The 8,348-nt window shown below is 75.0% G+C and carries 7 protein-coding genes; 1 reads left to right on the top strand and 6 read right to left on the bottom strand.

Annotated elements, in window-relative coordinates; translation table 11 throughout:
* Positions 1-327 precede the first annotated feature (327 nt).
* Complete coding sequence (locus tag ACIRVF_RS25095; RefSeq protein WP_402821843.1) at positions 328-645, top strand: hypothetical protein; 318 nt, start codon at positions 328-330, stop codon at positions 643-645.
* A 55-nt stretch (positions 646-700) separates the two neighbouring features.
* Here the strand turns inward: ACIRVF_RS25095 and ACIRVF_RS25090 are convergent, their stop codons facing one another.
* From ACIRVF_RS25090 to ACIRVF_RS25065, 6 genes are all read right to left on the bottom strand, one after another.
* Positions 701-1,738: a GDP-mannose 4,6-dehydratase gene (locus ACIRVF_RS25090; protein WP_402821840.1), complete on the bottom strand. Its 1,038-nt coding sequence runs from the start codon at positions 1,736-1,738 to the stop codon at positions 701-703.
* A 276-nt stretch (positions 1,739-2,014) separates the two neighbouring features.
* Positions 2,015-2,296, bottom strand: a complete 282-nt coding sequence (locus tag ACIRVF_RS25085; RefSeq protein WP_402821863.1) for a MerR family transcriptional regulator — start codon at positions 2,294-2,296, stop codon at positions 2,015-2,017.
* Positions 2,297-3,048: 752 nt separating this feature from the next.
* Complete coding sequence (locus tag ACIRVF_RS25080; RefSeq protein ID WP_402821837.1) at positions 3,049-3,786, bottom strand: hypothetical protein; 738 nt, start codon at positions 3,784-3,786, stop codon at positions 3,049-3,051.
* 236 nt (positions 3,787-4,022) lie between these two features.
* Entirely contained in the window at positions 4,023-5,240 is a 1,218-nt protein-coding gene (locus ACIRVF_RS25075) for a lanthionine synthetase LanC family protein (RefSeq protein ID WP_402821834.1), read from the bottom strand.
* 143 nt (positions 5,241-5,383) lie between these two features.
* Complete coding sequence (locus ACIRVF_RS25070) at positions 5,384-5,554, bottom strand: hypothetical protein (RefSeq protein WP_402821831.1); 171 nt, start codon at positions 5,552-5,554, stop codon at positions 5,384-5,386.
* Between the two features lie 11 nt (positions 5,555-5,565).
* Complete coding sequence (locus tag ACIRVF_RS25065; RefSeq protein ID WP_402821828.1) at positions 5,566-8,346, bottom strand: lantibiotic dehydratase; 2,781 nt, start codon at positions 8,344-8,346, stop codon at positions 5,566-5,568.
* Positions 8,347-8,348: the final 2 nt, after the last annotated feature.

Here is an 8,348-nt window from a genome sequence, read left to right as displayed (position 1 = left end):
CATCGACGCAACCCATCTGGAGGACCGGCGAACGGCAGGGGGTCCGCTGTGGACGGCCCGCGTGCTCCGCACGCGCGGCGCTCGCATTCCCGCACTTCGGCGATCAGTCTCGATCGGCCCGGCGCGGGAAATCCCTAGGGTCTGTCGTCGGAGCCCGTCGGGCCCCGTCGGGCCGCAGGGCGGCCGGGTGCCGCCCGGGTGGTCGGCGAACGGGGCCCGGACTCTAGGGAATTGCCGGGCGTTCCGGCTGGATCGTCGGATGCGCGAGCCCTGGGCGCGGTCCGTCGGGCGCGCCGCGGGCCACCCACGTCGACGAGGATGACCGCCATGCCCGAATCCGTCCCGCACGGGGACCAGCCGAGACCGCCGCGGGCCACCGAGGGCATCGCGGACGAGACGGCGGAGCAGCTCAGCGCACTCGACGAGCAGCTGATCGCCCAGCTGGTGCACCGGATCCGGCTGGCCCGCGGCCACCAACTGAGCCGCCGCGCCGCCGGGTTGCCGACCACCAGCCTGGCCCAGGAGAACGCCATGCTGCTCCGCTACGCCGCCCGGCTCGGCGACCAGGGCGCCGGGATCGCGCTGGCGATCCTGGAGCTCTCCCGCCCGCCGGCCTCCCCCGCACCGGCCCCGGAACGCCCGTAGGGCGGTGGGGGCCCGGTTCCGTCCGGTCCCCGCCGCCCTCCGCCGGTACCCGCCGTCACCAGCGCGCGCCGGACAGCACCTCGCCGTAGTCGCGGGCCAGCCGGGCCTGTTCGAGGTCGGACTCGACCATCATCCGCATCAGTTCGGTGAAGTCCACCGTCGGTTCCCAGCCCAGGACGCGGCGTGCGTTCTGGGCGTCGGCGCAGAGCGTCTCCACCTCCGCGGGCCGCACCAGCGCGGGGTCGACCTCGACGTGCTCCTCCCAGTCCAGGCCCACGCACTCGAAGGCGATCCGGGCCGCGTCGCGGACCGAGTGCATCCGGCCCGTGCCGATGACGTAGTCGCCCGGGTCGTCCTGCTGGAGCATCAGGTGCATGGCCCGCACGTAGTCCCCGGCGAAGCCCCAGTCGCGGACGGCGTCGAGGTTGCCGAGCAGCAGCCGGTCCTGCAGGCCGAGCTTGATCTGGGCGACCGCGAGCGAGATCTTCCTGGTCACGAACTCGGCACCGCGGCGCGGCGACTCGTGGTTGAACAGGATCCCGGAGACGCCGTACATCCCGTAGGACTCGCGGTAGTTGCGGGTGATGTAGTGCCCGTAGGTCTTCACCACGCCGTACGGGCTGCGCGGGTGGAACCGGGTGGACTCGTGCTGCGGGGTCTCCGCGACCATGCCGAACATCTCGGAGCTGGAGGCCTGGTAGAACCGGATCTGCCCGGTCCCGTCGCCGGCCGCGGCCGGCTTGTTGATGCCGCTGACCATCCGGATCGCCTCCAGCACCCGCAGCACGCCGGTGCCGTTGACCTCGGTGACCAGCTCCGGCTGGCGCCAGGACATCGGGACGAAGGAGATCGCCCCCAGGTTGTACACCTCGTCCGGCTGGATCGTGTCGACCGCGGAGACCAGACTGCCCTGGTCCATCAGGTCGCCGTCGACGAACCGCAGCTCCGGGATCAGCCGGCTGACCCGGTCCTTCCGGGGGTTCGCCTGCCCCCGGCTCAGGCCCCACACCTGGTACCCCAGGGAGATCAGGTGCTCGGCCAGGTACGACCCGTCCTGGCCGGTCACCCCGGTGATCAGTGCTCGCTTGGACATCCGTTCCCCTTCAGCCACTGCTCGCGGTCCGCTCTCGGCAACAGCCAGCGAACCACCCGCCGGGCTAAGGAATTTGCGAGACTTCGGGGCGCGGGGCCGTGCTGGGCCGTGCTGGGCCGTGCGGCAGGCGCCCGAAACGGCAGCGGCTCCGCGCCGTCGCGGCCGGCTGACCGGACCTGAGGGAACCGGGCCGCCCCGGCCGGTGGCCCCGCGGAGCGGGGACGGCGAAGACCGGCGGGGCCGCGGGAGGGGTTCGTACCGGGTGCCGATCGGCGGTCAGGTGACCGCGGGCGGTTCCTGGCCGTGCTGGGAGCGGCGGAGTTGTTCGTTGAGGCGCAGGGCTTCTTCGAGTTGGTCTTCGAGGATGATGATGCGGCAGGCGGCCTCGATGGGGGTGCCCTGGTCGACGAGGTCGCGGGCGCGCATGGCGATGCGCAGCTGGTAGCGGGAGTAGCGGCGGTGGCCGCCGTCGGAGCGCAGGGGGGTGATGAGGCGGTGTTCGCCGAGGGCTCGCAGGAAGCCGGGGGTGGTGCCGGTCATCTCGGCGGCGCGACCCATGGTGTAGGCGGGGTAGTCGTCGTCGTCGAGTTTGTCGGGTGTGCCGGGGCTGGTCGTTGTAGTCACTGCACCTCTCTGGTTCTCGGGGAGAACGCGTCGAGGGGCCCCGGCGCCGTGTCGGCTCCGGGGCCCCGAAGGGGAACAACACCATCTACCGGCCTGAGCCGGTCCTTCAACTTCCGCACTGCCCCACGAGAGGGGTGTACGGGGATCGCGTATGCGTGACCGGAAACCACCGTCCTTGCGTTGGGGTCTGCGGTGTCCGCCCGGGCGAGTGTTCACGGGCCGGGCGATCCTGATGGCGCTTGCGCCCTCCGTTCATCCTCTGTTACTGAACTGTCATTTTTCGTACCGCTGGTACCGCACTCACTGAACTGCGTACTACTGGCATCGCTGACGGCAGCCCCTGATACCTGCGGGCCGCCCGGTCCGGCAGCCAGTCCCGTCGCCGTCCTGCACCTGCCTGGCTTCGGAACTCCGCTGCCGGACCGAACCGCAAACTTCTGTCCAACAACCCCGGCCAGTTCGTGTCTGGCCGGTATCGCCGACTGCTGTCTACGACAGAAACGTTAGACCCGCCCGCGAGCAATGTCTACTCCGGCGCGCATAGATTTTGCGGCGCCCGCGGGTGAGGTAGTCTCCCGCTGCGCGGCGGCGGCACCCCCCGGGCCGCCGCCGCGCCCCCCAGAGGGAGCGAGCGGCGACACCGCGCAGGCAGGCGGCAGCCGGGACACCTTGGGCGGACGGCGTGGCTAGGGCCGGTACCGGTCGGCGAGGTCGCCGTAGCCGCCCGCCGTCCAGACCGTTCTGCGGAAGTCCGGGAGTGTGAGCGCCGCGGTGCCCTGCCCTGCGGCGGGCGGGAAGTGCGCGGTGGCGCAGCGGGCGCAGTACCAGGCCTGGTTCCAGAGCCGTTCGGCCCGCGGACGCCCGGCGAGCCGGCGCCGTCTGGCGAGGAACAGCACGGTCGCTCCTGTCAGCAGCGCGATCACGGCGCCGATGAACAGGTAGGACACCAGGAGGACGGTCGGAGTGCCGTTCAGGTCGGCGAGCGGGGCGGCCGTGTGCGCGTGGGGGGAGGGCGGAGGGGCTTTCGGGAAGCCGGGGAGGTCGTCGGGGAACTCCGGCTGCTTGGTCACCCAGGCCGGGGGTGAGAGGTCGGGGCCGGAGTCGGCGGCCCTGTTGCGCTCCTGCATCCCCGCGGTGAAGGTGCCGACCGCCCCGGCGAGCGCCGGGACGCTCAGGATCACCAGGGCCTTGAACGTCGTGCTGGTGGCGGGCGGTGCGGGCGCCAGGGCCCGGCCGAGGGCGGACACCTCTTCCTGGGTACGGGTGCGGGTGTGCCCGTCACGGTCGGTGGAGCGCACGGTGACGTTGCGCCGTTCGGCCATGTGGACCGCCGGCACGGCGCGGACCTGGTCGGTCAGGGCGCAGCCCGGGCAGGGCGGCATCGAGCCGCGTGGCGGTTCGGGCAGGGCATCGTTCATCGGCATGTCCGGAAATCCCCCCGGTTGTACGGCGATCGGGCGACCGTTCGTATCCGGGTGGACGCGGCTGTGCCCTCGGCGGTTGCGGTTCGCTGTGAGGGCCGGGGCGCTTGCCCGCCCCCGCCGGAACGGGGTGGTCGACGCTCACCGGTTTCGAATGGGCGTCCGGGAGCGGCGACTTTTCGGGAGCGGCGAATTCCGGGAGCGGAGCTCCGCCGGCGCGGGACGGGCGCCGGGACGGCTCAGCGCAGTCCGAGGCAGGACAGCCAGGCCCGCGGGGCGCCGTGGCCCGCGGTGAGCAGGGCACACAGCGGGCCGGCCGCTCCGCCGAGCAGTCCCATCCCCTCCGCGCCGAGGGTCTCCACCTCGGGCAGGCGCGCCCGCAGGTGTGCGAGCAGACGGGTCCTCAGCGCGGCCGCGGCGGGCAGGCCGGCGTGCTGGGCGAAGGCGTCGGCCACCGCCAGGACGCCGGAGGCCCCGTGGCACAGGGCCAGCAAGTCGCTCGGGCGGTCGCCGAAGAGGTGGAACCGCTCGTCGTACCGCTCGGCGAGCGTGCTGAACGCCGCTGAGGCCCAGGCGGCCGTCTCGCGGTCGCCCGCCGCGTCGGCGGCGTCCCACAGCGCCCAGGACACTCCGGGCGTGCCGTAGCACCAGGCCTGCCGGGCGCGCGGTCCGGCGGGCGGCGGGCCGTCGTCGAGCCCGGCGCCGTCCCAGGTGCGGACGGAGCGGGCGTCGTCGAAGGACTGTCGCACCAGCCACCGGGTCGCGCGGCGCAGGGCGGGCGTCAGCCCGGGCCGCGGTCCGAGGTGGCGCACTGCCGCGGTGAGGGCGGCGACGACTCCCGCGACGCCGTGGCCCATGCCGGTGTTGATCCGCCCGTCGAGCCAGCCCAGGTGCGGATGACCGGCGTACTGCCCCGTTCGCAGCCGGGGCAGCTCGTCGGCGTCGCACAGCCGGATCAGGTGGTCGGTGAAGGGGCCGAGTTCGGCCGGTGTGGGGCGGGTTCCCGTGCTCAGGGCGAGCAGGACGCCGGAGGGACCGACGATGAGGTCGTAGTCCGGGAAGGCGACCCGCTCGCAGCGCCGGCCGAGGGACGGAGCGGTGTGGACCAGGCGGTCGCGGAGCCGGTCGGCGACCGGCTGCAGTTCCGGGTGGACCCGGGCTCCCAGGCGCAGGCCCGCCAGTGTCCCGGCGAGCCCGCCGTCGTACAGCCCGCAGTGGGCCGGCCCGCGGCCGGCGCTGCGGGTCCACACCGTCACGGCCCGGGCCGCGGACCGTTCGGCCTCGGGCCCTCCGGTGGCGTGCAGCAGGGACGCCAGGACGGGGACGCCCGGATCGGAGGGGAGTTCGGCGCCCGCCAGACCCTCGCGGGGCCGCGACGACCAGGCGTCCAGGAGCCGGATGGCGAGTCGGGTGACGGCGGTGCCGGTGCTCTCGGCGTTCGCGGTGTGCTGCGGCACGGGGACTCCTCGGGGACGACGGGTCGGCGCTCCGCCCTCGCGGCCGGTGCGGGCCGGGCGGAGCGCCGGTGACGGCGGCCGTCAGGGCCGCCGCCCGGGCGGCCGTCCGAGGTCGGTCACCCCTCGGACGGCCCCAGGGGCGATCAGCAGTAGACGCCCGTGCAGAGCGCCACGGTGTCGCAGATCAGGACGGTGCAGAGGCCGCTGCAGCCCCCGCTGCTGGCCTCCGGCGTCGGCAGGGTGGTCTCGGTGATGCGCGCGTCCAGGTCGCCGATCAGGGCGTCGAGGTCGGTGAGCGTGGTGGTGTCGGGCATGGTTGCCTCCTTCAGGAGCGGTGATGGGTGTTGACCGCCCCGGTGGCCCGCCCGCGGGGGTCGGGCGCACCGGGGACGTCGGGTTCGCCGCGCAGTGCGGCGGCAGCGGGCTCCGCGAGTTCCTCGGCGCCCCGGTCGAACGGAAGTCGTAGCAGCAGTTGGGCGGCGACGGCGGCGCCTCCGTGCAGGGGATCGCGCAGTGGCAGGTCGCCCGGAGCGGGGAGCATCTCCTCGACCAGCAGCTCCGCGTCGGGGTGGCGCGCGCTGATCCGCTCCAGCAGGGGGATCGCGGTCAGCGCCGCGAAGTCCACGGGCACCGGCTTGGGCTGGGGCACGGCCCGTACGAACGCGAACCGCGGCAGCCCGGCGCGGCGTTCGAGGTCGGCGAGGGCGCGTGCCTTGACCAGGTCACCGTCGCCGGGCCGCCACGGCAGGGCCGCCGGGACGCGCCAGACCGCGGGGCTGATGACCAGGGCGCCGCCGCCGACGGTCACCCGGGGCAGTCGGCTCGCGCCGGGGAACGCCCCGGCCAGGCCGTCCAGGCGGATCACGCGCGCGCCCGCCGGGTGGCCCGCGGCCAGCAGCAGCCGGAGCAGGACGTCGTACGGGGGCAGTGGTGTGCGGGTGGCGTGGTGGACGGGCAGCAGGCGGTACCCGTCGGCCTCGGCGATGATCCGCGGTCCGGCCCGCCGGAGGGTGATGCGGTTCAGCGGCAGGTAGCGGGCCGTCAGGCCGTCCGCGCCGTGGTAGGGCAGGGGGTCGGGATCCCCCGTCCACCATCCGGTTATGACCGGCCGTCGTACGGCGTTGGCGGCCCGTTCGGCGAGCGGCGGAACCAGCAGTTCGACGAAGCGCGCCCCGGACAGCCGCTCCACGGAGGCGAGGAAGGCCCGGTAGCTCCGGAGGTTGTCGTAGCCGCCGTGCAGGGTGCCCAGTGCGTCGGCGAACCGGGCGTCCAGCACACCGGCCGGTGAGGCGGTCTCCAGGGCCGCGACCGGACCGGGCCCCGGCAGCGGACGCAGCAGGCAGTCCAGGGGCCAGGGCGGCAGGACCGTCGCGGCCGGGGGAGCCCCGAGTGCGTCCAGCAGATCGTCGTCCAGGTCCACCGTCCCGGCGTCGGCCCGGGCGGACAGGTGGGCCAGCAGTGCGGCGTAACCGGAACCGGAGGTCTCGGCGGGGTGCCAGCCCGTGTACCGGCGCAGGGGCTGCGGGGGCGGGGAGTCGCCGTCGGGCAGGCAGCGCGCGAGGATGTCGCCGAGCGGGCACGGCCGTTCGGTGAGCTCCGCGAGCTCTGCCGGCTCCGGCGGGAGCCGGTGGGGGTCCGGCCCCGCGAGCCGGTCGGTCTCCCGCAGCCACGCCACGCGGGCGGCGGTGCCGAGGGCCCGCTCCACCCGGCGGACGGCCGCTCCGGACACGGCCGAGGCGGTGGTGCGGTAGGAATCGGTGAACCACGGCCGGGAGGCCCCGGCGGAGGAGGTCCCGCTTTCGGCGGGGACGGAGGCGGAGCCGGTGGTGCGGTGCGCCGGCGCCGGGGCGGATATGCCGCACCCGGCGCCCGGCACCGGCACCGGTACCAGCTGCGGAAGGGTGCCGCGTTCACGGACGTCCTCGGCGGGGAACCAGCCCGTGGCACGGCGGCGCGGGGCCTGACAGGCCTGGAGCACGCCGAGCCCGAGCAGGTGCGCGAGGAAGCCGCGCAGCACCTCCGGTCCGCGAACCGCCGTCCCGGTCGCCGCCGTTCCCAGCAGAGCGGCTTCGAGGTCGCACAACGTCCTGGGGCCGCCGCCCAGGTGGGCCAGGACCTGCTCCAGCGGGAGGACCCGCCGCAGAACGACCTGGCGCATCCGGCTGGGTTCGCTCGGGTCGACCGCCCAGCAGCGCAGCACCCCGGTGCCCGGTGCGCCGCTCCCGGGCTGAAGGAAGTGCAGCGGAGACAGGGCCAGTAGCGTGGCCGGGCCGGCGGTCCGCAGGTCCAGGCCGCCGAGCCGGGCCCGCACCGCATGGACGTTCTCCACGGCCTCGGCCGCCACCTCGCCGAGGGCCGCGCCCGGAGGGATGAGCCGCGGCAGGGCGCCGTCGGCCCCGCCACCGTCCTCGCCCGCCGGGGCGACCGGCACCAGGGTGACCTGGCCGACCCAGCCGCGCGGGGTGGTCTTGGCCGCGGCCCGGCCGAGGGCCCGCCACACGTACGCCGCACGCTTGCGCAGCCGCTTCCCGCCCCAGGACTCCCCCGCGGCCAGCCGCCCGTACACGTCCGCGGCGGCTCCCGGATCCGTCTCGTCCAGGAAGGCCCGCATGACCGGGGACGCGCACAGCAGGGACCAGCCCAGCGCGCCCACGCGCTCGCGCTCGTCCGCCACCGCCTCCTCCAGCCGCCGCAGGGCGGCGAAGGAGGACTCGGCGTCGGCGGCCAGCCGGGCGGCGTCCGTGACGAGGCCGCGGGCGGCGGGCAGCCGCTCCAGCAGCCGGCGGTCGGCCGGGCCCGGCGCGGCGCCGGAGTGCAGCCGGCGGCGCAGGGCCAGCACGGCGCGGCGGTCGGCGGGCGTGAGACCGGGGTGCGGCACGACCACGTCGCCCAACCGCGCTGCCAGCTCCCGGGCGTGCTCCGCCCGCTGCTCGTCCTGCCGGGCATGGTCGGCGAACTGCGCGAACAGCTCCGGGTTGCCCGCCGCCGTCCATGCCTCCAGGGGCATGCCGGCCACGCGGAGCAGCGCCGTGCCGGCGGGTCCCGCGGCCTCGTCCACGTCCACGTCCACGTCCACGTTCACGTTCACGGGCATGTTCACGGCCATGT

The sequence above is a fragment of the Kitasatospora sp. NPDC101157 genome (assembly GCF_044768255.1).
Classification (GTDB): Bacteria; Actinomycetota; Actinomycetes; order Streptomycetales; family Streptomycetaceae; genus Kitasatospora.
This window is presented reverse-complemented; position numbering and strand designations above follow the sequence as displayed.

Excerpts from the sequence above, each read along its gene's own strand:
- ACIRVF_RS25095 (WP_402821843.1), top strand. The coding sequence starts at position 328 with ATGCCCGAATCCGTCCCGCACGGGGACCAGCCGAGACCGCCGCGGGCC.
- ACIRVF_RS25090 (WP_402821840.1), bottom strand. The coding sequence starts at position 1,738 with ATGTCCAAGCGAGCACTGATCACCGGGGTGACCGGCCAGGACGGGTCG.
- ACIRVF_RS25085 (WP_402821863.1), bottom strand. The coding sequence starts at position 2,296 with ATGGGTCGCGCCGCCGAGATGACCGGCACCACCCCCGGCTTCCTGCGA.
- ACIRVF_RS25080 (WP_402821837.1), bottom strand. The coding sequence starts at position 3,786 with ATGCCGATGAACGATGCCCTGCCCGAACCGCCACGCGGCTCGATGCCG.
- ACIRVF_RS25070 (WP_402821831.1), bottom strand. The coding sequence starts at position 5,554 with ATGCCCGACACCACCACGCTCACCGACCTCGACGCCCTGATCGGCGAC.
- ACIRVF_RS25065 (WP_402821828.1), bottom strand. The coding sequence starts at position 8,346 with ATGGCCGTGAACATGCCCGTGAACGTGAACGTGGACGTGGACGTGGAC.